This is a genomic window from Acinetobacter vivianii, from assembly GCF_014635885.1.
GTDB lineage: Bacteria > Pseudomonadota > Gammaproteobacteria > Pseudomonadales > Moraxellaceae > Acinetobacter > Acinetobacter vivianii.
Genome location: NZ_BMDR01000005.1, coordinates 99,038 through 123,951, shown reverse-complemented (window position 1 = coordinate 123,951; position 24,914 = coordinate 99,038). Strand labels below are relative to the sequence as shown.

Here is a 24,914-nt window from a genome sequence, read left to right as displayed (position 1 = left end):
GGTCTGTCTATTGATACTAACGGATAAGATCTTTAAAAAATATTCCTCATTTGGGGAAGAAAGCCCTTTTATTAGAAGCATTTTAAATCTCGCCTAGACCATCTCTATCGTAGTGATATTTTTAGTGCGCCAATTATCTACCTAAAATCGCTTCTACGCCTTTTAAAACAGTTGATGCTACCTCACAACAATACGCTTTAAGATTAATCTCTCTGCGGGCCTTAAAATCCACTCAAATCTATAGCCTCTGCCCGCACTATTAATCAATACCCATAAAAAAAGGCCTTGCCGAAGCAAAGCCTTAAATTTCATTCTAATCTAATGATTCAGTATCATTAGACAAACTGTAAGAATAACCAGTATAAACCACCAGACAATGCAATCGTTGCTGGTAAAGTGAAGACCCATGCAGAAAGAATGGTTTTCACTGTTGCAAAGTTCAAACCTGATTTATTCGCAACCATGGTACCCGCTACCGCACTGTTTAAAACGTGAGTAGTAGACACTGGCATACCAAGACCATCCGCCGCAGCAATGGTACTCATTGCAACTAGCTCGGCAGACATACCCTGACCGTAAGTCATATGGTTCTTACCAATACGCTCACCCACAGTCACAACAATACGTTTCCAGCCCACCATAGTCCCTAGACCAAGTGCAAGCGCTACTGCAACTTTAACCCAGTTCGGAATATATTGAAGGAATGAATCTAAGCTATTACGGTATTCTTTTACAACTTTCGCCTGATCTTGATCCATTGCTGGTAAAGCTTCAGCTTTGTCTAAACGTTTGAATGTTGTAGTACTTAAATACATGTCATTACGGATTTCACTGACTGCCGCTTCTGGAATCAATTTAAGATCACCATAGCCCGCAACACGTGTACCAATATGTGATGTCATGCTTGCAAGTGCAGGAACAACTTCAGCGGTTTGTTCTTTGGTCTGGATATATTTGGTTAATACATCACGTGCTTTTTCATCTGTCAGTTCGTTTTGATTAACATTCAAAACCACAGCAGTTTGGGCAGAAAGTTGCTCAAAAGACTGTAAATGTTGTGCATCCAGATTTTTGTTCAATGAGTAAGCCAATGGAACCAAACCGATCAAGATCAACATGATTAAGCCCATGCCTTTTTGACCATCGTTTGAACCATGCGCAAAACTTACACCTGTACAAGTAAAAATCAGGATCGCACGAATTACTGGTGGCGGTGGCTTATTGCCTTCTGGTGGCTGAAACAGCTCCATTTGACGTTTAAAGACTTTCTTCACCAACAAGAATAGAACGGCTGCAAATGCAAAACCAATCAATGGCGAGAAGAGTAAAGCCTTACCAACCTTAATCACTTGATCAATATCAATACCGCTACTGGTCGCACCAGCAGACGCATTCAAGATATGATTCATGATGCCCACACCTAAAATCGAACCGATTAAAGTGTGTGAACTTGATGCAGGAATTCCTAAGAACCACGTGCCTAGATTCCAGAGAATCGCCGCGATTAACAATGCAAAAACCATCGCGAAGCCAGCGCCGCTGCCGACATTCATAATCATTTCTACAGGAAGTAATGCAATAATACCGTATGCAACCGCACCGCTCGCAACCATAACCCCAAGGAAGTTACAGAAGCCAGCCCACATGACTGCTGCTGGCGCAGGTAATGCATTGGTATAAATAACCGTCGCTACAGCATTTGCCGTATCGTGAAAACCATTTACAAATTCAAAGCCTAAAGCGATGAAAAGTGCCGTCGATAAAAGAATAACTGAATATAAACTTAACGGCGGTACATGTGCCAGATCAGCACTTAACTGAAAACCGATATAGATAAGTGTTGCAACAATAATTGTCAAAAACACCGGCATAAAAAATTTCGGTGTTGGTACATGTACATTCGTCGATTTTGCCTGAGAACTGGCAAGCGGTGAATCCGAAACAGGAGGAAGATTAGAATTCATGTAGACGGTGAGAGGATAATAAAATCCTCTGTATTGTTTAATTAAATTATGACAATTATATGACAAAGGACTATCACATAAAGCCAAAATTTCATATTTTTACCCTGTTTTTTTGTGTTTTTTTACGATAATTTCACCACATTTTTAATTTTAATCAAGAAAAAACAATGCATTACAAACCTTAAAAGTACAACAAAACTGTTTGTCTGATTTTGCAACAAATGCTACGAAAGATGACATATTTTTGTCATATTTCGAATAAGTTGTTGGCTTTTTAAGCATTATTCCGTTCAATTATGACAACTTAATGAAGCTTTTATGACATTTTTCATGTGACCCCATAAATCATACTCTAGCTTGCTGAAAATAAGCGCATTAGCATCTCTTCTGTTACAATGCCCCTGCTTTTTATCTTCATCAGCTACTGGGGTTCCTTCATGTCCACGCTTGCCACCCTACAATCACTTCTTGCCCAACGTATCCTGATTATTGATGGTGCGATGGGAACGATGATTCAACGCCATAAATTAGAAGAAGAAGATTATCGTGGTGAACGTTTTGCAGATTGGGCATCAGACCTGAAAGGCAATAATGACCTATTGGTATTAACACAGCCGCAAATTATTCAGGGCATTCATGAAGCCTATCTCGATGCAGGCGCAGACATTATCGAAACCAACAGCTTTAACGGCACACGCGTTTCGATGTCAGACTATCACATGGAAGACCTCGTGCCAGAGATCAACCGTGAAGCAGCGCGTTTAGCTCGCGCCGCATGTGACAAGTATTCAACCCCAGATAAACCTCGTTTTGTTGCAGGTGTCCTTGGCCCAACATCGCGTACCTGTTCAATCTCGCCAAATGTCAACGATCCAGCATTCCGTAATATTACCTTTGATGAATTAAAAGAAAACTATATTGAGGCAGCGCATGCCCTGATCGAAGGTGGTGCAGACATTCTGTTGATCGAAACCGTATTTGATACTTTGAACTGTAAGGCCGCGATTTTTGCAGTGAAAGAAGTCTTCAAGCAAATCGGTCATGAACTGCCATTGATGATTTCGGGTACCATCACCGATGCATCAGGCCGTACTTTAACGGGTCAAACCGCAGAAGCGTTCTGGAACTCGGTTCGTCACGGTGATTTACTGTCGATTGGTTTTAACTGTGCCCTTGGTGCAGATGCCATGCGTCCACACATCAAAACCATTGCTGATGTTGCAGATACCTTTATTTCAGCCCATCCGAATGCGGGCTTGCCGAACGCCTTCGGTGAATATGATGAAACTCCAGAACAAACCGCAGCATTCATTAAAGAATTTGCTGAAAGCGGTTTGATCAACATTACGGGTGGTTGCTGTGGTACTACACCCGACCATATTCGTGCCATTTACAATGCAGTCAAAGACATTCAGCCACGCCAAGTGCCTGAAACTATTCCTGCTTGCCGTTTAAGTGGTTTAGAACCCTTTAATATTGATGAAAATTCCTTATTCGTAAATGTTGGTGAACGTACCAACGTGACGGGTTCAAAAAAGTTCCTGCGTCTCATTCGCGAAGAAAACTTTGCTGAAGCTTTGGAAGTAGCTCAGCAACAAGTTGAAGCGGGTGCGCAAATTATCGACATTAACATGGATGAAGGGATGCTCGATTCGCAAAATGCGATGGTGCATTTCTTAAACCTTGTTGCTTCTGAACCTGATATCTCTCGCGTGCCGATCATGATTGACTCATCAAAATGGGAAATCATTGAAGCAGGCTTAAAGTGTGTACAAGGTAAACCTGTCGTCAACTCGATTTCCTTAAAAGAAGGATATGACGAGTTTGTCGAAAAAGCACGCCTATGCCGCCAGTATGGTGCTGCGATTATTGTCATGGCTTTTGATGAAGCAGGTCAGGCAGACACCGCTGCACGTAAGCGTGAAATCTGTAAACGTTCTTATGATGTTTTAGTCAATGATGTCGGCTTCCCTGCTGAAGATATTATTTTTGACCCGAACGTATTTGCCGTGGCAACAGGGATTGAAGAACACAACAACTATGGCGTCGACTTTATTGAGGCTACGGGCTGGATCAAACAGAACTTGCCACATGCCATGATTTCGGGCGGTGTATCAAACGTTTCATTCTCCTTCCGTGGTAATGAGCCTGTCCGTGAAGCGATTCACTCGGTATTCTTGTACCATGCCATCAAGCAAGGCATGACTATGGGTATCGTGAACGCAGGTCAAATGGCGATTTATGATGATATTCCAAAAGAACTGAAAGAAGCCGTTGAAGATGTTGTTCTAAACCAGAACCAAGGTGAATCAGGTCAAAATGCCACAGAGAAACTGCTTGAAGTAGCTGAAAAATACCGTGGTCATAGTGGTGCGCAACGCGAAGCTGAAAACCTTGAATGGCGTAATGAATCTGTTGAAAAGCGTCTTGAATATGCCCTAGTCAAAGGTATCACTACTTATATTGATGAAGATACCGAAGAAGCCCGTTTAAAGGCCAAGCGTCCACTCGATGTAATTGAAGGTGCATTGATGGATGGTATGAACGTAGTCGGTGACTTGTTCGGCTCAGGTAAAATGTTCTTGCCGCAAGTGGTGAAATCTGCGCGTGTGATGAAGCAAGCTGTCGCTTGGCTGAATCCGTACATCGAAGCTGAAAAAACAGGTAGCCAGTCCAAAGGTAAAGTGTTGATGGCAACTGTTAAAGGTGACGTACACGATATTGGTAAAAATATCGTGGGTGTGGTCTTGGGTTGTAATGGTTATGACATCGTTGACCTTGGCGTGATGGTACCTGCGGAAAAAATCCTGCAAACCGCGATTGATGAGAAATGTGACATCATCGGTTTGTCTGGTTTGATCACTCCATCTTTGGATGAAATGGTATTTGTTGCCAAAGAAATGCAACGTAAAGGCTTTGACATTCCACTGTTAATTGGTGGCGCGACTACATCGAAAGCACATACTGCAGTGAAGATTGATCCTCAGTATCAAAATGATGCGGTGATCTATGTGGCTGATGCTTCGCGTGCAGTCGGTGTTGCAACCACCCTGCTCTCTAAAGAAATGCGTGGCAACTTTATTGCAGAACATCGTACTGAATATGCCAAGATTCGTGAACGTTTAGCCAACAAGCAACCGAAAGCAGCCAAACTCAGCTATGCGGAATCGATTGAAAATGGTTTCAAGGTAGATGACAACTATGTCCCACCAATTCCAAATACGTTAGGTACGCAAGTCATTACCAATTATCCATTGGCGACATTGGTTGAGTACTTTGACTGGACACCATTCTTTATCTCTTGGAGCTTGGCAGGTAAATTCCCGAAAATCCTGACAGATGAAGTGGTCGGTGAAGCAGCCACTGATTTATATAACCAAGCACAAGAGATGTTGAAAGACATTATCGAGAATAACCGTTTCGATGCACGTGCTGTATTTGGCCTATACCCTGCGCAACGTACCGGTGCGGATACAGTAAGCGTGTTTGATGAAGCGGGTCAAAAAGTTACACATACCTTTGAGCATATTCGTCAGCAATCCGACAAAGTCACAGGCAAACCGAATTTATCTTTAGCGGACTTTATTAGTACTTCTAAAGACAATACTGATTATCTTGGTGGTTTCACTGTATCGATCTTTGGTGCTGAAGAATTGGCAAATGAATATAAAGCCAAAGGTGATGATTACTCAGCCATTCTGGTTCAGTCTTTGGCAGACCGTTTTGCCGAAGCCTTCGCAGAACATTTGCATGAGCGTATCCGTAAAGAGTTCTGGGGCTATAAAGCCGATGAGACTTTGGGCAATGAAGAATTGATCAAAGAAAAGTATGTGGGTATTCGTCCTGCACCAGGTTACCCTGCTTGCCCAGAGCATTCTGAAAAAGCGGTGTTATTTGATTGGTTAGGTTCGGAAGCGAAGATCGGTACCAAGTTGACTGAACACTTTGCGATGATGCCACCTTCTTCTGTCAGTGGTTTCTATTATTCGCATCCTGAAAGTGAATACTTTAACGTGGGCAAGATTTCTCAGGATCAGCTTGAGGATTATGCCAAGCGTAAGGGCTGGACACTGGATGAAGCGAAGCGTTGGTTAGCACCGAACTTAGATGATTCGATTGTGTAATTTATAAAAGAAAAATCCCCTCGATTGAGGGGATTTTTTTGATTAAAAATTAAAATGATTATGACACCAATAGATCTATAGCTCATTAATAAAATTACTTTTGGAATTTTTTATATCAAAACTTAGTTTTTAAAATTTTAAGAGATTGTAGTAAAATTAAATATTCATAGAATTGATCTTCATTCCATTTTAAATGACTATAAGCTTCAAATTAAATCAAAAAAAGAAAAAGAACTTAGCAACACTCATCGCTTTTAGCGCCCTAGTCCCTCTTCTTCTTATATTGACTTTAACGATTCATAAATTTCTCACACCAAAGAAGATAATTAAAGTAACGCCGTATCAGCATCTGGAAACAGATAAACGCATGAAGTATGAATTCAGTATTAAAAAATTTAATAAGTTGGATACGATATTTATCACTGAAAATCAAAAAAGAATTTATCTTTTTGACTGTTCTAATTATTTGGAAACTATCTGTAAAGATGAGCAAAAAAATTCATCAATCATCAAAACAATAGATATTATAAAAATAAATGACAAATTTATGATCAAACAGATGACTTGGGTTGACTCCGTAACCAAAAATCAATTTCAACATACTTTGGCAGACCACCAGCTCATGGAATTATATGAAGCTAAAAGCAAAGTCTCCTATATAGCTATAGCTGTCTTCTTATTGTTGAGTTGCGGAGGACTTTTTATGATCTTTTGGGGGAACATTTATCAATTTATTTTAAAAAAAATCAGCGCCATCTAGTTTACTCTCTACGCTTCTAATTTTTAAATTGGCTAAAATATTTATATTTTAGCCCTTAGTTTTTTATACTAACTACCTTCAAAAATTAACAATCATCAAAAAACAATTTATATTTTAGAAGTTTTCCATTTTTAAAGACGAATTCTATTGAATCATTTCCACTTTCAGCAAGCCCACTATAAACAATATTCTTGTTTTCAGAGTCTTCCCACAGTTCATATTTTTTGAATTGTTGCATAAACTGTTTTTGATCTATTCCACCACGAAGCTTTTGTCCATGAAATAGCAGTTCGTTGTTATGACTGAAATAAACCTCTTTAATGATACCCGTGTCTAGAAGTTTAAAACTGCCATAATCGTACTCATCTGGGAAATAACCACCATTACATTCATCTACTTTCCCTTTAATAACACTCTTCGGTTTACCTAAAAGACGTAGCGGAACTTTCCAATTATTGTAAGTTTTTCCCTGAATAATAGGTTGAGCAAATGGAGCTGCAAACAGTGGCTGTGAAACCAGACACATCAATGCTAAACCCAATATTTTATTTTTCATTCTAGATATTCTTCAAAAACTAATCGGCTCAGTATAAATAAAATTCGAAGTAAATACGCCCCACAAACGACAATTCATCCAACGATATTATTTAATACGATGTTTCAACCTCACATCAGAAAAACATCGCACTAATTTAGAACCTACATCATTTCAATATAGTCTCTTTGCACTTACAACTCTTTATGCTTCTCAATTAAATCTTCAAGATTCTGATAAACATGCAACACGCGATCTTTATGCGTTCGCGCGTTATCCAAACGCTGCTCAGGATCAACCAACAGCAAACTATGACCATCATCAATCAAGCGATCAATCCCTTCTAAAAACATACGTTTTCCGACATCATGAATCAGGGAAATCTGGGACAAATCAATCACGATACTACTGTTATCGTCTGGCTCACATTGCAATGTCCGTAACAACATTTCCGCTTCAGTAAATTTCAAAACACCACGAAGCACATACACACTCAAAGATGCATCTTTACCAGTTCGATAATGACTCTGCACAATCGTTTGTGCGGAAGGTGTGCCTTCCATCAAATGCAAGCCCATGTCACGAGAGAGTCTTTCCATGATATCGATGCCACGTACACTATTGCCATGTTCATCGAGTCGAGGAGAAAAAGCCGCTATGCTGACCTGACCCGGCAACACCCCCAAGATTCCACCAGCAACTCCACTTTTAGCAGGAATGCCCACTGTTGTGAGCCAGTCCCCCGCTGCATCGTACATACCACAGCTCATCATCACGCTCAGGACTTGACGTACCACCGCACGATTCAATAAGCGTTTTCCAGTTTTAGGATCGACCCCGCCATTGGCAAAAACACTTCCCATCCGTACCAGATCTTTAACCGTCACCAAGATCGCACACTGGCGAATATAACCATTCACAATATCAACAGGATTGGACTCTAAAATCCCTACGGTTCGCAACATATAACCAATCGAGAGATTACGGTAAGCGGTTTTCACCTCAGATTCATATACCGCATCATCAAATTGCAGTTCACGTCCAGCCAGCTCACTCATAAACTGACGTAAAATTTCTGCGCCAGATACATCTTCTTTTGGTGGGATCAAAGAATGTGTAGTGATGGCACCCGAATTAATCATCGGATTTTTAGGACGGCGATCTTTCCCCAATGAAATTTCATTAAAGGCCTCACCCGAAGGTTCAACGCCGACTTTTTCTAATACCGCATCAATGCCAAGCTGTTGAAGCACATAGGCATACGTGAATGGTTTAGACATTGACTGAATGGTGAATTCAATTTCATCATCGCCAACAGAATAGATTTCACCATCAACAGTAGACAATGCCAGCGCCAGTCGGTTGGGATTGGCATTGGCTAACTCAGGAATATAATCGGCGAGATTTCCTCTGTTATCAGTATCACAGGCATCGATCACATGTGCCAAATAATCAGGAAGAGGAGTTTTCATGGTCATCTAGCCTTTAAGCTTTTCAAGTTTTATTCAGATAAATCTATAGTACAGAGTACCGATCATATAAAAATTATAGCTTTTGTAATGATTTAAGAGCACGATACAAGACTGGAATTAAAACCAATTTGTCATTGGTTAGAGAAATTAATTCAATCGTTCAACAAATAGAATCCCATCCAGATGATCGACTTCATGCTGAACAATGCGTGCAGGAAAGCCTTCAAAAGTGGTTTCAATGACTTCACCCTGTAAGGTGTAATAACGGACTTTAATTGCTTGCGCGCGTTCAACTTGTCCACGTTCATTTGGCACACTGAGACAGCCTTCCTCACCCAAACAGGTGGTTTGAGAAAATTCTAAAATCTCAGGATTGACCATCACCACCGCATCCATTTCAGGTGCATCGGGATAACGTGGATTCGGCCGAGAAGCCACAATAATTAAACGCTTTGAAATATAGACTTGTGGCGCTGCAATCCCGACGCCATTGCGCTCAAGCATGGTCGCATGCATGGCAGATGCCAGTTGCAATAACCATTCACTGTTGAATTCCCCGTTCGCGACTGCCGCCGCTTTAATTTTTAAAATTTCTTCACCACGTTGTGCTACAGGTAGAATTACACTCATCCCACGCCCTTATAATTGTTTTGACCAAATAGTGAAGAATATCGTATTGGATATTTTATCGAGTTACCATAATTTTCATTTAAGAATATTGTCATAATATATTTGCGAAAAAAATAACGATGACAACCCTCAATGAATGCGACTCAACTATTTCTAAGTGTCATCTTTAGCTCGATTGGCTTAGGCTATTTCCTGTATGGAAAAAAACAGAAAATGACGGTGCCGTTGGTCTGTGGCTTGGTCTTAATGCTGTTTACCTATTTTATTGATAGCACGGCGATGATCAGCATTATTGGAATAATTCTTTCAATCCTTCCCTATTTCTTACGTTTCTAAAAACAAAAAACTCCCCAAATGGAGAGTTTTCTATGCATTGAAAATTAGAAATTAGAGATGTTTCTTTAATTCATCTGCAACAATTTCGATTTCAAGATTGCTGAATTTACGGATTTCACCTTCAGCATGTTTCTCTAACATACCGCCAATCAACGGCACTTTCACTTTAACCGTCCACGTTAAAGAGATATTCACTTTTTCGCTATCGCCTGTCACGCTACGCTCACCTTTCGCTTCCAAAGGCAAGTTCGCCCCCAACTCAACCGTAGAGGTTAAGTTTTTCAAATGTGTGATGTCAGAACGTTTTAAGCGGAATGCATTTTTTAATAATTTTTTTGCCACATCTGGAATATTCACATCCAGATTGTATTCACGGCGTAAGGTATAAATATCACCATTGACCGCAGATTCAATAATTTCCAGATTTTCCCCAGGAATACGTTTGCACACTGCTTCATGCAATGAAGTATCCGCCACCAGTCGTGAAAAGTCCTCAATTGAAACACCATGAATTGTTTCACTCACCGTAAATTGATGTGCCATTTTTAAATTTCCATTTCGTTTTATTAGGATTTCATCATTGCGCAAAAGTATAGCATTCGCATTTACATCTCAAAATCTGATCAGGCAAAAATGGATGACTGCTCGGATTAGTTATTTTTATTGTAATGATGACGCATGCCTAATTTGACCGTAACGCGTTCTGTTCGGCTGATATACAAATAGTGATCTCCATATTCAATCACCGCATAAAATTGCTCAGCACCATCATCCAGTCCAGTGGCTGACCATATCGTGCCTTGCGGAAACTCATCTAACCATGCCGCTTTATAAAAATCTGAAACCGAATCAAAATCCAGATACATGTCTGGATCAGCCATGATTTTGGCTGCCATCTGGTCAAATTTTTTTTGCTTAAAAGCATCTAGACTCAGTAACACAACACTTCCTTATTCATTTAAATAACGCTCAAATTTTCTCGTTGAATCTCAAGTTCATCTTAAGCTGAATTACAAAAATACAGTGATTTTCTTATCGCTCTATTTTGCGGGGGAATCCCCTGTTTTTCTAGATTATTTTCAGTTTTATCATCACTTTTCAAACGATGCTGATTTGCTCACCTAGACTCAATATGTTATCAACATCTTATGCTTTCATTTTTTATAACCATAAAGGAGTAATATAAGATGTCATATCAAAATATATTAGTACCTGTTGATGATTCTCCAATTTCCTATGCAGCGGTTGAGCATGCACTTTCTTTAGCAAAATTATCAGGAGCAAAGGTAACCATCCTCAGTGTGGTTGTGGTTGATCCTTTTGTTGGTGTTGATTTTTATCAATTTGCACCTGCGGTTACCGATTATTTTATGCAGGCCGAAGCGCATGCAAAAACCCAACTACAGGATATTTCCCAATCTTTTGTCCGGGATGGTATTGAGGTTAACACCAAAATTCATCATGGTTCAGCCAGTGAAGGCATTCTTTTCGTTGCCGATGAAGTCGGTGCAGATTTAATTGTGATGGGTTCACATGGACGTACTGGCGTGAAACGCCTATTGCTAGGAAGCGTAGCCCGTGCCGTTTTGACTGAATCGCATATTCCAGTGCTGATCATCAAACAATAATCTGTAAGTTTTCCCAAAAAACCTTGTGCCTTATCACAAGGTTTTTTCTTGTCTAGATCAAAACCTTTTGACCGTTAATCCCCCCATCCTGAACATTTACAACCCTATTCCATGCCTTGAAAAGATGCTTCACTACCTGCATGGACATTGATTTTCTATTTTAAATATTGAGTGAAATCAATTTACTGCTAATAGAAAAAATGACCGTTAATAAAAATATCAGCGCTAAAAATAAGACACGGTTTTCCAAGGATGATCAATATGAAACGCAATCCAATTTTAATCGGCCTGTGTGCCCTTTTTGCCAGTACAGCGAACCATGCTGCTGCACTGGATCAATCAGGCCAATCCATTCTAGCTTTTCTGGAAAATGGCAATTATGTTGAAGTGAGTGCGACCGCGGTAGATCCAGATATTTCAGGGAAAATCCGTAATCGCCCAGAACTGGTCAATGATCCGCAGAATCTGAACTCAGGCAATATGGGCAATAGTTTTCAATATTATGCTGCCGCGCTCAAGCTACAACTCACCGACCGAATCAGCTTTGGTCTGCTCTATGACCAGCCTTTTGGTGCGGACATTACTTATCCGATGCAGTCCAATAATACCTTTTCGGACAATGAATTTACCCAACAAGGTACCTCAGTCAATGTCGACACCGAAAGCATCAGTATGATTTTTGGGGTTAGTCCATTTAGCAATTTTCAACTGTATGGTGGTGCTGTTTATCAATCCGTCAAAGGCGATGTGGCACTGCGGGGGAATTCTTATAGCGAAGCCTTTAATGGTTATGATGCCAAGTTTAAACAGGATCATGCTGTCGGCTGGCTGGCGGGTCTGAGTTATCAAATCCCAGATATTGCCTTAAAAGCCGCAGTCACCTATCGTTCCAAGATCGACCACGACATGCAAGTTACCGAAACCATGTTTGGTCAGCCTTTAGAAGTGACAACACCAAGTAAAACCAAAATCAGTACGCCACAATCGGTGAGTCTTGATTTTCAAACAGGTGTGTATAAAGACACGCTCGCCTATGCCAATGTCCGCTGGGTCAACTGGAAAGATTTCCATATTCGCCCAACCCAGTTTGGCGCAGTGACAGAATATCTGACAGGCCTAATCAGTGAAGGTACATACACAGGTGGTTTTGATTTGGACAGCTATCAAAAAGATCAGTGGATGGCGAATGTGGGTATTGGACATCAGTTTAGCGAAAAATGGAGTGCATCTACGGAAGTGAGTTGGGACTCTGGCACAGGCGATCCTGCCTCCACTCTGAATCCAACGCAAGGATCATGGGGCTTAGGTATAGGTGTTCAATTTAATCCAGCACCCAACTACTTTATTGCGGGCGGGATCAAGTACTTCTGGCTCGGTGATGTCGTTGCCGAAGATGGCACTTATTACATTCCTGTGGCCGGCATAAAACCGATTGCTGAACAAGCCGACTTTAAAGATAACAGTGCGATCGGTTATGGTTTGAAAATTGGTTATCGCTTTTAGACAGTAAATTCATCCGAGTAGGAACAGTGCTTTAAGTCTTGTTCCTACCTGGCTATCTCCTAGTATCAAATACACGGATTAGATTAGAATCTCAGCAGCATTATTCTTATAACCCATTTGATCTCTAGGAAAAACCAATGAAAAAAACATCACTTAGCTTTTTGTTTATATTGAGCCTATTCCTGCCTGTAGCAGCTTTTGCCAATTCGACTGATCCCAAAGAAAGTATGGATATTTTTATTGGCACCTTAAGCATAAAAGATAAAAAAGCCATTTTGACGCGTTGTGATATTGCAGCAAATGAATATGTTCTCAAAGATGCTGATTGGACAAATGAAAAAGTCATCTCCAATTTCCTGTCAAAAGCCAAAAAACTTAAACAACCGATTTATGCAGAAGTCATTGCCGCTTATAAAAGTGAAAATGACACCAATATTTTACTGGTGGATTCGATTGAAAATCTGACTGAAGCCAAAAGCTGTCATTTAACAGATTTATTTTAAGACGCTCACGCTCTAGCAAACTTTTGGTCGAATATCGCAGCACAAAGCTAGATTACTCACTAAAAGTTTGCCATGTCTCAAAAGCATGTTTGCTATACAGCTTTAGCTTGGAAAACTGAGATATAATCGCTTCACTCTGCGTCGGTCTTAAAAACACAAAATCATCGACCTGAATATAACAATTCCTCGGCACATTGACCAACTCCTGATTACTGCTACGCCCATACAACGCATGCGTATGCGCTTGAGCAGGATAGACATAATCAGCCAGCCAATAGCCGCCATAAATAAACAACGCTTTGCATTTATGTGGCAATTTATCCAATAAAGACATCGAAGGAAGCTTGGTAAATGGCAGGACTTTTAACACAGGTGCTGCAATCCATAAGGCAGGTTGTAAGGCTTGTAAAAAATCGCTGTCAAAATCACTCGGTTTGAGCAACATTGAACCAAAAGACAAATCATTGCAGACACTTTGAGTGGTATGAAAGCTAAAGGTCGGACTGCCGCCGCCATTAAAACAAAGCTCATCATTCCAGAGCATCGGAAAATGATTTTGGATTAACTTTTGGTAAGTGGCATAGGTCTGTTGCGAACTTTGATAAGCCAGTTCAGGTTTTTTAATGATGGCAGGAATTTTACTGACATGCGCATCATAGCCCATCAAACCAGAAAGTTTTAAATACTGCGGATATTGTTGAATCAGCTTTAATATTTCAGCCAATTGTGCTGTCGATTGCACCCCACCACGATGTAAACCAACATCAATCTCAATATTCACATGCAGACACAGAGAATAAAGCTGAGCAATCTCAAGATATTGCTGTAAGCGTTGTTTGGTATCAATCAACCACTGAATATTGGCATTTGACCATTCTGCATGCTGTTCAAAAAATTGACGAACCGCTTGGGCAGGCATCGGTTTGCCTAACAGGATATCAGCTTCGGCAAAATTTTCTAAGATTGAAATAATATGCGGTTGATGGAACACCATAAAGCGTTGTGTATTGATCTGTTCAGATAACACCTTGAGTAAATCTAGACTGGCTAAAGACTTTACTACCAAGCGTGCTTTTAAGTGTTTGGCATGAGCAAGACGAATTTGAACATGCTGGATATTTTGTTTTAAAGCCGCTTCATCGACGATCAGTTGCGGTGTAGCAATCCCCTGTTTTTTCAGGTCGAGATTGAGTTGCTTAAAATAATGATCCAACATGGCGATACCTTTTTTCAATCCAAGAAAATTTACATACAATTTGGTACGCTTCTCAGGGCGAAACCAAAGTAAGGCGAGCCGCAGGCTTATCCTAAAATGGATAAAAACTCGGCAAGACTCCGTTAAGTTAATTTTTTTCAATAAATTAAATAAACATTTAAATCAAACCCAAGTTAAAACTCATCTAAAAACAACTTTTCCAGATAGGGATTTAAAAACTTAGCTTCTGGGTCAAGCTGCTGACGTAAAGCCATAAAATCATCCCACTTTGGATATAAAGCACGAAGCTGGGTCGTGGTCATATGATGCATTTTACCCCAATGCGGACGACCCTGATATTTCTGCAAGATCGGTTCAACCACATCAAAAATCAAACGCGGATCTTGTTTATGGTATTGATGCACCGAGATCGAAATCGAATCCTGCTGATAAAAAGGACTGAGCCAAATATCATCTCCCTTCACAAAGCGAAATTCGAGCGGAAAAAAAGTCGCAACCTTATTGGCTCTTAAAGCACGCAATACTTCATCCAAACATTCAATTCCACGATCAACAGGAATCTGATATTCCATTTCATTGAACTTGGTATTACGAGGCGTTGGGAAGATTGAGCTCGACCAATCCACATAGGTCGTCGGTTTAACAAAGATTCCCAAAAGCTTCTGTAAATACGGATTTAATGAAGGAAAGTTTTTGGTTAGCTCAGAACATAAAGTCAGTAAGGTATCATCAGAAGGGAAATTCTCCTTCCGTGGCAAAATCTCTTCATCCGTCTCATCCAGAGTTTTCAGCATCAACTGCTTTTCATAGGAAAATACAAAACATTCAATATGCCGATGCTGATGCTTCCATTGCTGAATATGCTGCATCATGTCCTCTACAGGACAAAGTTCAATATGTTCTTTTAATTTATAACGCGGACGATTTTGCATGGTGATCTGAGTCAATATCCCCAAACTCCCCAAAGACACCCGCCCAGCTGCAAAAATTTCAGGATGTTCAGTACGACTGCATTTTAGGATTTCACCTGAAGCTGTCAGTAACTCAAAAGCTTCAACATAGGCCGAAATACAATGCAAATCTGCCCCTGTGCCATGTGTCCCTGTAGACACCGCTCCTGCTAGACTTTGCTGATCAATATCCCCCTGATTCATCAGGGCTTGGTCAATTTGCTGCTGTTTTAAGTGTTGGTCTAAGTCATATAAACGTGTGCCTGCATAGATACTACTTTGACATCGATCAACATCAGTCGATGCAATCCCTGCAATACGATCCAGAGACAATAAGGTGGCATCGGTACAGACCAACGGTGTAAATGAATGTCCTGCACCCACTACCCGTATTTTTTGATGTTCTCGCACAATGTTCTGTAGTTCTTGAATATGGGCAGGTCGAAGAATATGTTGCGGCTTGGCTTTTTGAAAACCAGACCAATTTGCCCAAATCCCTTGTTTTAGATCACTCATACTGCCTCTCCTTGGCTGACGGCAGTTTTTAAGTTGCCATGATTCGTACGTTTTGCGAGTTCTTGTTTTGGAATGGGTTGTGGACGTGTCATTTCATCGTAATGACGTTTATGTTTTTCTAATAATAATTGTTCTGCTAAATCTTTGAATTTGCTTTGACAGGCAGCTAAAGTCCATTGCCCGAATAAGGTATGTCCGCCCTCATAGGCCTGTTCTTGATATTCCTCATAGGTGGTGACATAACCCATATAATCATTGCAGTATGAAGCGAACCAAACTTTTTCAATTGAAGTCTGTGCAGCAACCGTCTGTTTCACTGTAGCGATAACACGTTGCCCTGCAATCGTAGTAAATTCTCCCGGACAACATATCAGTGCCAAAGACCCTAATCGCACAATTTGTAAGGGAACAACGCTCGGCACTAAAGGACTGTCTTGAATCGCCCCCGCTTTAACTTGTCGATTCATCTCGGCAATCAATGGATCAAGAATACTGGGTGGAAAGCCAATCGGCTGGCCTAAAATCTTTTTAGCGCCTGCTTCCAATACAATCTGCTTTGGTCCTTGTGAAGCATACAACTGCTGATTGGCAATAAAATCTGCTGAATCAGGATTTTTAAGTCTGTGTTTACGCAGTTGATCCGCTAAAAATTGCATCCCCATAATGAATGGTTTGGGTGCACCTAAACCATCGACAGGTGTGCCTGCAAAAAATGCCGTGCCATGACAAGGTTGGCTGGTTTTTGCATTATGCTGCCCATTTGCTAGATCTACAGGGATTTCAATATTACTCAGATCGACATAGGACAAAACGGCATCAATCTTGCCTTCAACTTTTTCCAGATTTTTAGAAATATCCTGCTGTAAAGCTGTCAAAGCCAATTCACTTTGATAACGTCCATTTTGTTGTGCGTATTGATACTCCTGCTCACCTTTAATCTGATGACGAAGTTTGAGCTGATCTTTACCATGAAAATGCGGCGATACATCCCCTGCTGTGGCTTGGGCAAAAATTGCTACAGGATTTTGGATGCCTTGTTGGATTAAAGCCTGCTCTGAAAATGCAGCCGCATAACCTTTATTATCACCATCATATGCTTTTAAGGTATTTCCCAAACAGGTGGCATGTACACCAAAGAAAGAAATAAAGGACTGTAATTTCTGCTCGCGGTAAAAACCTATCAGCTGCATTTCCCGATTTAGAGCCAAATGCGTTTCAGCTCCGGAATGTAGTCTTACCTCTAGATTTCGATTATAGGCTTTAATTGAACGATTCCATGCGACAGGTATCTGTTCGGGAAAATGCTGTGTGCTGGTAAAAACTTCCGTGGGTTGTTCTACGGCAATCGCATGTTCAATGCTCAGTACAATCGCTTCAACAATTGCATTTAAATGTTCAGGTACAAAACCCGGTGTCGGCAGATTATACAAAGCTTCATGCGCACAACCGCCTGGCCCTGAATGGGTATGCGTTGCTGTTAACACCAATTGATTTTCATCAAATGTTGAGCCTAATCGTTCAGTTAATTGCGCGACTGTTTGGCTACGCATGGCATGGGTAATACAGCCTAAATCCAGACAACAGATCAGCAGTCGATTGTGGTATTGATCGACAATACTCACACTTCGGGCATATAAAGCTGTACGTTGCTCATAAGCACGATGAGACCATTGCCCATAACCAAACATGGCATAGCCTTTAGGCGTTATTTTAATTTCCTTTTTATCCCTACCCACCTGATACATTGGTGCTTTCCTTTTAAAATTCTTTTTCTAGCTGTCTTAAGCCTGTTGAAAGTTAATCAAAATTATGCGATACCCAACAGGGTTAAAGGAACTTTTCTTGGGGGGCAAAACGGACTTATGCCTAAACACAGCATCTATAAAAATGACCAACAACAGTTTATTCCACCCACGATTTTAGCCAGTCTGATCCACTACGCTGAACAACAGCATTGGGAATATGCCGCCTGGTTTCAAGACTCTGGTCTGGATATCGCTCAAATTCAGCAAACCCAAGGCGTGGTTCGTTTTCCCCAGCTTTGTGAGGTTGTACGTCAGGCCATTGCAGCCTATCAACAACCCGACCTCGGCTTAAAACTTGGCAGTAGTGAAGGTTTGATTTCAATGGGAATTTTAGGTTTTGCCATGCAATCATGCAAAACCGTGGCCGATGCTTTAGACATTGCGCTGCGTTACCATCGTATTTCTGGCAGCGTGCTCAACCTCAACTTTAGTCTCCAAGCGGATGCCTGTGAGCTGGAAGTGATTGAGTCTCATCCCTGTGATGATCTGAAAGCTTTTTTCCACGATGAATTATTTAGCAGCATCATCACCTGTTTAAACGCGATGCTGGGCGATCATGATGATGTGATTAGTCTTGAACTCAGCTATTTCCCTAACCAATATCAAGAACAATATAAAAATATCTTTGGCTGTCCGATTCAATTTAACAGTTCTAAAAATATCATCCGCTTTAATACCAGCATGTTGCAACGTGGCTTAAAGAATTACAGCCCAGCCAACTATGCAACTGCCATCCAAATCTGTGAGCAGGCCCTAAAAGAAATTGATCAGCTCAATCAGGTCAGTTATGTGCATTTACTCCATCATTTGATTGAACAGCAGTTACCTGAACGTTTCGAGATGCAACATGCTGCTGAGCATTTACGTATTAGTGAACGTCATCTAAGACGGCAATTATTATTGGAAGGACTGAGTTTTCAAAAAATTCGACAAAATGTACTGGAACGTAAGGCCAAGCAGCTTATTGAACAGAACCTGTCCATGAGTGAGATTAGCCTGCAATTGGGTTTTAGTGAATTACGTGAATTCCGACGTGCCTTTAAACGTTGGACAGGACAAGCCCCTTCGGTTTATAAACAAGAGGCTCATCTTAATTAAATATACTTTGAAAATTCTGGATTAATTAATTGGTGCTATCCACCATTGTATAAAGAACTTCTCTCTGGAATCACTGGTGCTACACGTCATCCACAACCTGCGTGAGATTAATCAAATGCTATTTCTGCGATTAATTTAAAGAGATGTTGGAAGTAAACAGGTTTTGTGGATGACAAAGTTTTTGGTTACTTTTTCAAAAAAGTAACTCCAGCCGAAGGCAAATCCTAAAATAGGATGAGATCTCTGTAAGATTCCACCGAAGCGATCAAATTATAAAATAAAACCGAAAGGATCAAACTATAAAATAAAAAATCTCAGGATTTTCCCAAAGCTTTTTATCAAAACTAAATATTAACTTGCTGCTTGATAAAACGGCACATCACCATTAATCGTAGCACGATGCATAATTCGATGCGCATCACCATAATCAAATAAAGCCTTATGCTGCGTACAACGATTATCCCAAATCGCCACATCACCCGCTTGCCATTGCCAACGCAAATGGAACTGCTCATTGGTGGCATGTGCAAATAGATACTGCAACAACTCAGCGCTTTCAGTCTCATCCAGCTCATTAATACGCGTGGTGAACCCTTCGCTCACGAACAAAATCGGCTGACCTGTAACTGGGTGCGTTCTCACCACAGGATGAACAACAGGTGGATTACGCTTAAACGTTTCTTCTAGCTTTTGACGCTCAACATCATTATGTGCAAAACGCTCAATCGGGAAAGATTGACGAATATCATGCGTTGCGGTTAAGCCCTTTAACTTCTGCTGCAAATCTTGATCAAGTGCAGCAAATGCAGCAGCCCCACTCGACCATAACGTATCACCACCTACAGGTGGGATTTTAATCGCTTGCAATACACAGCCCAATGGCGGCTTCTGGCTAAAGGTCACATCGGTATGCCAAAGCTCATTGTCACGTAAATCCTGTTTCCAGCTGTCCAGTACAATGATTTCAGGTACATTGGCAACTGATGGATAGATCGGATGAATATGCAAAGAACCAAAACTACGTGCCAATTCAGCTTGCGCGTGTGGTGCTAGCTGCTGATTGCGAAAGAAAATGACATGATGATCAAGCAATGCTTGTTGAATTTGTTGTGTGGTATGTTCATCAGCCGTGTTTAAATCAACATCGTGAATAATTGCACCGATTGTTGGTTTAATCATTTCAATATTTAACGTCATCTCTAACTCTCTCATCTTTACCATTTGCACTTACAGCTGTTGACCATACCAAGGAGATAATTGCTTCTGTAACCAACGCAAGAATAATTCAAAACTGACTGCGACAATCGCAATCACAATAATGCCAAGCACGACGGTATCCGTAATCAGGAACTGCGCCGCCGACTGCACCATAAAACCAATACCACGATCTGCCGCGACTAATTCTGAAGCCACCAATGTTGACCAACCGACACCTAAACCAATACGAATACCCGTTAAAATATGCGGTAATGCGGTCGGTAAAATCACATGCCAAAATACCTGTGACTGACTTGCGCCCAATGATAAGGCTGCACGTTCACGATTAAGCTGATGACTCAGCACCCCATGCGTACTACTGATAATCACTGGTGCAAGAATGGAGAAGAAAATCAAAAGCACTTTGGTGGTTTCACCAATCCCGAACCAGATCACCAATAATGGCAAATACGCTAACGGTGGAATTGGACGCAACAACTCAACCAAAGGATCAAGCACTGCACGAACCCATTTATTCAGCCCCATCCACAAACCTAAAGGCACGCCAATCGCAATCGCTGCAACAAGTGCCAGCAAGACGCGTGAAATACTCGCTGCCAAGTGCTGCCATAAGGTCGCTTTCATAAAGCCTTGCTGGCTGACTTCAAGGAACTTTTGCCATACGGCTTGTGGACTCGGCAGAAATAAACTTGGAACAATTTTTAATGCAGTGATCAGGTACCAAATGATCAAGACACTCAATACGCTCGATAAACTCAATACCAAGCTACGATGGCGAGCAATAAATCCACCTAATGCATTCAAAACTGAAGCCGATTGTTTATCCGATGCTTGAAGTGCAACTGGCTTGGTCACTTCATAGGCTGTATTTTTAGCTTGACCCGTCATACAGCCACCTCATGCCCTGCCTGTTTCTGCACACGTAAACGTTCAAACAGTTGTTCACGCAATTGAATAAATTGCGGATCGGATTTAATTGCTCGAATCGATTCGCCCTGCTTATAACGATCTGCAAAATCCAGCTTTAACGTTTCCACAATCTTGCCCGGTCGAGCTGTCATCAACACCAGTTGATTACTCAACAACAAAGCTTCTTCAATGTCATGCGTGATCAGGAAGAACGATTTATTTTGCTCAATCCACAAATCCAGAACCAACTGCTGCATGGTTTCACGAGTAAAAGCATCTAAAGCTGCAAAAGGCTCATCCAATAAAATAAAAGCTGCGTGGCTAATCAAAGCACGCGCAATACCGACACGTTGTTTCATGCCACCTGACAATTCCCAGATATTGGCTTGAGCAACATGGCTTAGACCCACAATTTTCAGAATAGCATCGACCTGTTGTTGAATCTCTTGCGCTTTTAAGCCCTTAAGCTGCAAAGCAAAACCAATATTTTCCGAGACATTTAACCACGGCAATAATGCATGATCCTGAAAGACCACCGCACGGCGCGCATCAGGCGCAGTCACGACTTCATGATCCAGTTTAATCTGGCCTGAACTCGGTGCTTGGAAACCTGCCAAAATATTTAACAAAGTGGTTTTACCACAGCCTGACTCACCCAAAATCACAGTTAAAGTGCCTTCTTCAATCTTGAGATTAATATCTTGAAGCACAGGTACCGTCTGCTTTGGAAAAGTTAAATGAAGATGCTCAGCAGCTAATACGCTCATTTCGATCTCCTATGGCTGTAAGAATTGAGTCGTGACATTGCCCTGATAATCAGGCTTCACCTGATCGACCTTGCCCTGACTTTTTAAGAAAGTCGCTGTATCAAAAATATTCTTGGCAAATTCACCTGCTAAAGTCGCTTGCTGCTGCTGACCATCCAGATAAATATTTCCTGAAAGTAATAATGGAATGTCTTTGGCATCAGAACCCGTCAATTGAGCAATTTTCTGGATATGATCGGCATTCTGCTCAAATGCTTTTGGATCTTGGTTATAGGCTTCGATCTGTTGCAAACTGGTCTTCACGAATGCTTTCAAGAACTCAGGATTTTTCTCGGCAAAGTCTTTACGCACTACCCAAAGATCATATGTTGGCGCGCCCCATTCACCGACCTGTTTCGAGTCAGTTAAAACATGGCCACTGGCTTTGACTTTGCTTAAAGCTGGTTCCCACACATAAGTCGCATCAATATCACCACGTTCCCATGCCGCTGTAATTTCAGGTGGACGCAAATTGATGATCTTGACCTGATTGTCTGCAATATTCCAATGCTTTAAAGCAGACAATAAGCTGTAATGTGTGGTTGAAACGAATGGCACAGCGATAGTTTTTCCAATCAAATCCTGCGGCGTTTTAATGCCTGATTTGTTGCTGACCACCAATGCCTCAGAACCACCTAATTTTGCTGTCACCAAAAACACTTCAATCGGTAAATCACGGCTGGCTGCAGCCGCCAATGGACTTGAGCCAATATTGCCAATCACGACATCACCCGATGCCAATGCATTGACCACATCTGAACCCGCATCAAATTTACGCCATTGAATCGCCTGTCCACTCTCTCGCTCATAGTCACCGTTGGCTTGTGCGACTTTGGTTGGATCAATACCAGTCTGATAGGCAATCACCACCGCTTTAGTATTTCTAGACTGTGCGGGTGCGGCATCTTTTTGATTTTGATAGACAATAAAAGCAACAATCGCCACAAGGACGATCGCTGTAACGATTAACGGCTTGGTGTTCTTGATGCCCATAATTAGATGATCTTTCAACAATATCTGCTTATGGTATGCGCGAGGCTATATGATTAAAAATAAGAAAAAGTGAGTTACTTATTCTTTTTAAAGATAAGAATAAGCTTTAAACAATTTTTGCTGTTTTTATCGTCCACTTAGTTTTTAATGCTGTTTCATTTTATTTTCTCATGAGATGTTGCTGATAGTTAAACGGGGCTTTAATTGAAAAGTAAAATATTTATTTTTAATAAAAACAGCATTAAAACTCATAACAATAATTTCAACATAGATATGTAATAAAAATCATATTAATAATCTGCATAAAAATCTGATTATTGATCAAAAGTAGATATATAAATAAATTTTGATTATTTTCCTGAATATAAAAACATGCCTAAGATAAAAACATCATCCCGCTGATGAATATAAAGGTTATAACAATGAATGCTCAATTTGATTCTGCTCAAACAGTAGAATCTTCCGCCAGTTCTCACGGTTTTTCGACAGATCCACAAGAGATATTGCAGCGTGCACAACAATATGCGGAAGAAAATGAACTCGATTTTACAGGGAGTATTCCCCCTGCTGAAGCGTGGTTTCTGGTTCAAAACGGCCATGCCGTTTTAGTCGATGTACGCACGGTAGAAGAACGTAAGTTCGTCGGTTATGTTCCTGAAAGTCTTCATGTTGCATGGGCAACAGGCACGTCATTTAATCGTAATCCCCGCTTTGTCAAAGAACTCGATAGCAAAGTCGGAAAAGAGCAAACCATCTTGTTGCTCTGCCGTAGTGGAAAACGTTCCGCTTTGGCTGCAACCGCCGCGTTTAGCGCTGGTTTCGCTCAGGTTTATAACGTGCTGGAAGGCTTTGAAGGCGATTTAAATGATCAGCAGCAACGTAATCAAAGTAATGGCTGGCGCATCCATCAGCTTCCTTGGTTACAAGATTAAGACGGCTGTTTAAACACGTATTGATGATTTGTAAGACTTATTTTAAGGAATTCTCGTGAGCCAATGGAAAATAAAGCCCGTCATCGAGGGCTTACAGCAAGCACGCCATGAATGGCGCGAACGCCAGCACAGGATTAAAGAATTCGGTGGCCGCGAGCTTCCCTCCAAGGAGGCACTTAAATCTATTCTGGATGATTTATGTGGCATCCTGTTTCCAATGCGACTGGGGCCAAGCGATCTGCGTCAGGAAACCGAAGATTATTATATTGCTTATACCCTTGATCGTGTCCTGAATGAACTGTTTGTACAAGTCAAACTGGCCTTAAATTATGAAGCCAAAAGTCGGGTCAAACAGATTCCCGTTTCCAGCAATGACAGACTGCTCTATGAACAGCAAGTGGTTTTGGCACAAACGATCGTACAAGACTTTGCCAATACGCTACCTACTATTCGTCGCTTACTGGATGCAGATGTCTGTGCGGCCTATGAAGGTGATCCTGCAGCGCACAGCGTCGACGAGGTACTACTCTGTTATCCAGGAATCTTGGCAATTATTCATCACCGCGTAGCCCATCAGCTCTATCACAGCGTACCGTTACTTTCACGAATTATTTCTGAACTGGCACATTCGGCAACTGGAATTGATATCCACCCGGGAGCACAAATTGGCCAAGGTTTCTTTATCGATCACGGCACAGGTGTGGTGATCGGAGAGACGTCCGTGATTGGTGAATATGTTCGGATTTATCAGGCTGTCACACTCGGAGCAAAACGCTTTGAACTGAATGATGATGGTGCTTTAAAGAAAGATTATGCCCGTCATCCCATTGTTGAAGACCATGTGGTGATTTATGCAGGTGCAACAATTTTGGGGCGCATCACCATCGGCAAAGGTTCAATTATTGGCGGGAATGTATGGCTTACCCATAACGTTGCAGCAGGCAGCCAGATTCTACAGTCACCAAGTGAGTCTTTACAGAATATTAATGTCTAATTAAATGAAATAAATAAGTGAA

The 24,914-nt window shown here is 41.2% G+C and carries 21 protein-coding genes and 1 pseudogene; 9 read left to right on the top strand and 13 right to left on the bottom strand.

The genetic code is table 11. The annotated features are described in order from the left end of the window. Nucleotides 1–335: 335 nt before the first annotated feature. On the bottom strand, nt 336–1,964 hold the full coding sequence (locus IEV36_RS11595; protein ID WP_005256701.1) for an inorganic phosphate transporter: 1,629 nt from the start codon (nt 1,962–1,964) through the stop codon (nt 336–338). 437 nt (nt 1,965–2,401) lie between these two features. On the opposite strand from IEV36_RS11595, the gene metH reads away from it, so the two are divergent. Continuing rightward, nucleotides 2,402–6,088, top strand: coding sequence for a methionine synthase (gene metH / locus IEV36_RS11590; protein ID WP_005256700.1), 3,687 nt, complete (start codon nt 2,402–2,404; stop codon nt 6,086–6,088). 193 nt (nt 6,089–6,281) lie between these two features. Next, complete coding sequence (locus tag IEV36_RS11585) at nt 6,282–6,848, top strand: hypothetical protein (RefSeq protein WP_005256698.1); 567 nt, start codon at nt 6,282–6,284, stop codon at nt 6,846–6,848. Between the two features lie 85 nt (nt 6,849–6,933). Here IEV36_RS11585 and IEV36_RS11580 read toward each other — a convergent pair whose 3' ends face one another. From IEV36_RS11580 to def, 3 genes are all read right to left on the bottom strand, one after another. Further along, nucleotides 6,934–7,404, bottom strand: a complete 471-nt coding sequence (locus tag IEV36_RS11580) for a hypothetical protein (protein WP_005256696.1) — start codon at nt 7,402–7,404, stop codon at nt 6,934–6,936. A gap of 173 nt (nt 7,405–7,577) precedes the next feature. Next, entirely contained in the window at nt 7,578–8,855 is a 1,278-nt protein-coding gene (locus IEV36_RS11575) for a glutaminase (RefSeq protein WP_005256694.1), read from the bottom strand. A 147-nt stretch (nt 8,856–9,002) separates the two neighbouring features. After that, entirely contained in the window at nt 9,003–9,485 is a 483-nt protein-coding gene (def, locus tag IEV36_RS11570) for a peptide deformylase (RefSeq protein ID WP_004771264.1), read from the bottom strand. A 132-nt stretch (nt 9,486–9,617) separates the two neighbouring features. Between def and IEV36_RS11565 the strand changes: the two genes are divergently transcribed. Beyond that, nucleotides 9,618–9,821, top strand: coding sequence for a hypothetical protein (locus IEV36_RS11565; RefSeq protein WP_005256693.1), 204 nt, complete (start codon nt 9,618–9,620; stop codon nt 9,819–9,821). Between the two features lie 51 nt (nt 9,822–9,872). Here IEV36_RS11565 and IEV36_RS11560 read toward each other — a convergent pair whose 3' ends face one another. Together IEV36_RS11560 and IEV36_RS11555 are read right to left on the bottom strand one after the other, a co-directional pair. Then, on the bottom strand, nt 9,873–10,364 hold the full coding sequence (locus tag IEV36_RS11560; protein ID WP_005256690.1) for a DUF2505 domain-containing protein: 492 nt from the start codon (nt 10,362–10,364) through the stop codon (nt 9,873–9,875). Between the two features lie 107 nt (nt 10,365–10,471). Further along, on the bottom strand, nt 10,472–10,762 hold the full coding sequence (locus IEV36_RS11555) for a hypothetical protein (RefSeq protein WP_005256688.1): 291 nt from the start codon (nt 10,760–10,762) through the stop codon (nt 10,472–10,474). A 246-nt stretch (nt 10,763–11,008) separates the two neighbouring features. Here IEV36_RS11555 and IEV36_RS11550 point away from each other — a divergent pair, with 246 nt between their 5' ends. The 3 genes from IEV36_RS11550 (at nt 11,009) to IEV36_RS11540 (ending at nt 13,455) form a co-directional block, all read left to right on the top strand. Continuing rightward, nucleotides 11,009–11,449, top strand: a complete 441-nt coding sequence (locus IEV36_RS11550) for a universal stress protein (RefSeq protein ID WP_004771257.1) — start codon at nt 11,009–11,011, stop codon at nt 11,447–11,449. Nucleotides 11,450–11,710: 261 nt separating this feature from the next. Next, on the top strand, nt 11,711–12,952 hold the full coding sequence (locus IEV36_RS11545) for an OmpP1/FadL family transporter (RefSeq protein WP_005256687.1): 1,242 nt from the start codon (nt 11,711–11,713) through the stop codon (nt 12,950–12,952). A 137-nt stretch (nt 12,953–13,089) separates the two neighbouring features. Next, the gene (locus IEV36_RS11540; protein WP_005256685.1) at nt 13,090–13,455 is read left to right on the top strand and encodes a hypothetical protein; all 366 of its coding nucleotides are present in this window, start codon (nt 13,090–13,092) and stop codon (nt 13,453–13,455) included. 52 nt (nt 13,456–13,507) lie between these two features. On the opposite strand, the gene IEV36_RS11535 is transcribed toward IEV36_RS11540, so the two are convergent. The 3 genes from IEV36_RS11535 to IEV36_RS11525 form a co-directional block, all read right to left on the bottom strand. Beyond that, complete coding sequence (locus IEV36_RS11535) at nt 13,508–14,671, bottom strand: alanine racemase (RefSeq protein ID WP_005256683.1); 1,164 nt, start codon at nt 14,669–14,671, stop codon at nt 13,508–13,510. A gap of 173 nt (nt 14,672–14,844) precedes the next feature. Continuing rightward, on the bottom strand, nt 14,845–16,137 hold the full coding sequence (locus IEV36_RS11530) for a D-arabinono-1,4-lactone oxidase (protein ID WP_005256680.1): 1,293 nt from the start codon (nt 16,135–16,137) through the stop codon (nt 14,845–14,847). Then, on the bottom strand, nt 16,134–17,882 hold the full coding sequence (locus tag IEV36_RS11525; RefSeq protein WP_005256678.1) for a neutral/alkaline non-lysosomal ceramidase N-terminal domain-containing protein: 1,749 nt from the start codon (nt 17,880–17,882) through the stop codon (nt 16,134–16,136). The genes IEV36_RS11530 and IEV36_RS11525 overlap by 4 nt, the downstream gene beginning before the upstream one ends. Before the next feature lie 64 nt (nt 17,883–17,946). On the opposite strand from IEV36_RS11525, the pseudogene IEV36_RS11520 reads away from it, so the two are divergent. Continuing rightward, a pseudogene (locus IEV36_RS11520) lies at nt 17,947–19,040 on the top strand (AraC family transcriptional regulator). 351 nt (nt 19,041–19,391) lie between these two features. Here the strand turns inward: IEV36_RS11520 and tauD are convergent. Genes tauD through tauA form a run of 4 tightly spaced genes read right to left on the bottom strand, consistent with a single transcriptional unit; the run spans nt 19,392 to nt 22,984 of the window. Beyond that, complete coding sequence (gene tauD / locus IEV36_RS11515; RefSeq protein WP_005256675.1) at nt 19,392–20,237, bottom strand: taurine dioxygenase; 846 nt, start codon at nt 20,235–20,237, stop codon at nt 19,392–19,394. Between the two features lie 30 nt (nt 20,238–20,267). Further along, nucleotides 20,268–21,146 carry a taurine ABC transporter permease TauC gene (gene tauC / locus IEV36_RS11510; RefSeq protein WP_005256674.1) on the bottom strand — a complete coding sequence of 293 codons (879 nt, stop codon included), beginning with the start codon at nt 21,144–21,146 and terminating at the stop codon, nt 20,268–20,270. After that, on the bottom strand, nt 21,143–21,934 hold the full coding sequence (locus IEV36_RS11505; protein ID WP_005256673.1) for a taurine ABC transporter ATP-binding protein: 792 nt from the start codon (nt 21,932–21,934) through the stop codon (nt 21,143–21,145). The genes tauC and IEV36_RS11505 overlap by 4 nt, the downstream gene beginning before the upstream one ends. Nucleotides 21,935–21,943: 9 nt before the next feature. After that, the gene (tauA, locus tag IEV36_RS11500; protein ID WP_171067981.1) at nt 21,944–22,984 is read right to left on the bottom strand and encodes a taurine ABC transporter substrate-binding protein; all 1,041 of its coding nucleotides are present in this window, start codon (nt 22,982–22,984) and stop codon (nt 21,944–21,946) included. Nucleotides 22,985–23,388: 404 nt separating this feature from the next. On the opposite strand from tauA, the gene IEV36_RS11495 reads away from it, so the two are divergent. Then, nucleotides 23,389–23,898 carry a rhodanese-like domain-containing protein gene (locus IEV36_RS11495; RefSeq protein ID WP_005256669.1) on the top strand — a complete coding sequence of 170 codons (510 nt, stop codon included), beginning with the start codon at nt 23,389–23,391 and terminating at the stop codon, nt 23,896–23,898. A 55-nt stretch (nt 23,899–23,953) separates the two neighbouring features. After that, a complete protein-coding gene (gene epsC / locus IEV36_RS11490; protein ID WP_005256668.1) occupies nt 23,954–24,892 on the top strand; it encodes a serine O-acetyltransferase EpsC in 939 nt (312 codons plus the stop codon). Nucleotides 24,893–24,914: the final 22 nt, after the last annotated feature.

Coding starts and splice junctions, on each gene's coding strand:
- IEV36_RS11575 (WP_005256694.1), bottom strand. CDS start 8,855: ATGAAAACTCCTCTTCCTGATTATTTGGCACATGTGATCGATGCCTGT.
- IEV36_RS11560 (WP_005256690.1), bottom strand. CDS start 10,364: ATGGCACATCAATTTACGGTGAGTGAAACAATTCATGGTGTTTCAATT.
- IEV36_RS11505 (WP_005256673.1), bottom strand. CDS start 21,934: ATGAGCGTATTAGCTGCTGAGCATCTTCATTTAACTTTTCCAAAGCAG.
- def (WP_004771264.1), bottom strand. CDS start 9,485: ATGAGTGTAATTCTACCTGTAGCACAACGTGGTGAAGAAATTTTAAAA.
- tauC (WP_005256674.1), bottom strand. CDS start 21,146: ATGACGGGTCAAGCTAAAAATACAGCCTATGAAGTGACCAAGCCAGTT.
- IEV36_RS11550 (WP_004771257.1), top strand. CDS start 11,009: ATGTCATATCAAAATATATTAGTACCTGTTGATGATTCTCCAATTTCC.
- IEV36_RS11540 (WP_005256685.1), top strand. CDS start 13,090: ATGAAAAAAACATCACTTAGCTTTTTGTTTATATTGAGCCTATTCCTG.
- IEV36_RS11535 (WP_005256683.1), bottom strand. CDS start 14,671: ATGTTGGATCATTATTTTAAGCAACTCAATCTCGACCTGAAAAAACAG.
- IEV36_RS11565 (WP_005256693.1), top strand. CDS start 9,618: ATGAATGCGACTCAACTATTTCTAAGTGTCATCTTTAGCTCGATTGGC.
- IEV36_RS11595 (WP_005256701.1), bottom strand. CDS start 1,964: ATGAATTCTAATCTTCCTCCTGTTTCGGATTCACCGCTTGCCAGTTCT.
- IEV36_RS11545 (WP_005256687.1), top strand. CDS start 11,711: ATGAAACGCAATCCAATTTTAATCGGCCTGTGTGCCCTTTTTGCCAGT.
- IEV36_RS11530 (WP_005256680.1), bottom strand. CDS start 16,137: ATGAGTGATCTAAAACAAGGGATTTGGGCAAATTGGTCTGGTTTTCAA.
- IEV36_RS11495 (WP_005256669.1), top strand. CDS start 23,389: ATGAATGCTCAATTTGATTCTGCTCAAACAGTAGAATCTTCCGCCAGT.
- IEV36_RS11525 (WP_005256678.1), bottom strand. CDS start 17,882: ATGTATCAGGTGGGTAGGGATAAAAAGGAAATTAAAATAACGCCTAAA.
- IEV36_RS11585 (WP_005256698.1), top strand. CDS start 6,282: ATGACTATAAGCTTCAAATTAAATCAAAAAAAGAAAAAGAACTTAGCA.
- IEV36_RS11580 (WP_005256696.1), bottom strand. CDS start 7,404: ATGAAAAATAAAATATTGGGTTTAGCATTGATGTGTCTGGTTTCACAG.
- metH (WP_005256700.1), top strand. CDS start 2,402: ATGTCCACGCTTGCCACCCTACAATCACTTCTTGCCCAACGTATCCTG.
- tauD (WP_005256675.1), bottom strand. CDS start 20,237: ATGACGTTAAATATTGAAATGATTAAACCAACAATCGGTGCAATTATT.